Here is a 577-nt window from a genome sequence, read left to right on the forward strand (position 1 = left end):
CTAGGTACCAACGTGACCAAGGGCCTGGGCGCAGGCGCGAACCCGGAAGTCGGCCGCCAGGCCGCGCTGGAAGACCGTGAGCGCATCATGGACGCGCTGCAGGGTGCGGACATGGTGTTCATCACCGCCGGCATGGGCGGCGGCACCGGCACCGGCGCTGCACCGGTGGTGGCACAGCTGGCCAAGGAAATGGGCATCCTGACCGTGGCCGTGGTCACCAAGCCGTTCCCGTTCGAAGGCCGTCGCCGCATGCAGGTCGCGCTGAAGGGCATCGAGGAACTGAGCCAGCACTGCGACTCGCTGATCACCATCCCGAACGAGAAGCTGATCACCGTGCTGGGTCGCAACGCGACCATGATCCAGGCCTTCCGTGCCGCCAACGACGTGCTGCAGGGCGCCGTGCAGGGCATCGCCGACCTGATCGTGCGTCCGGGCCTGATCAACGTCGACTTCGCCGACGTGCGCACCGTCATGTCCGAAATGGGCCTGGCGATGATGGGCACCGGTACCGCCCGCGGCGATGACCGCGCGCAGGCCGCTGCCGAGTCGGCGATCCAGAACCCGCTGCTGGACGACG

The 577-nt window shown here is 68.3% G+C and carries 1 protein-coding gene; it reads left to right on the top strand.

The features are described 5' to 3' along the window. Positions 1 to 12 precede the first annotated feature (12 nt). Positions 13 to 577, top strand: a 565-nt coding sequence (locus DAI20_RS19970; protein ID WP_240606150.1) for a cell division protein FtsZ, incomplete at its 3' end; no start/stop codon positions are given.

The organism is Planctomonas deserti, from assembly GCF_003067705.1.
GTDB classification, from domain to species: Bacteria; Actinomycetota; Actinomycetes; order Actinomycetales; family Microbacteriaceae; genus Planctomonas; species Planctomonas deserti.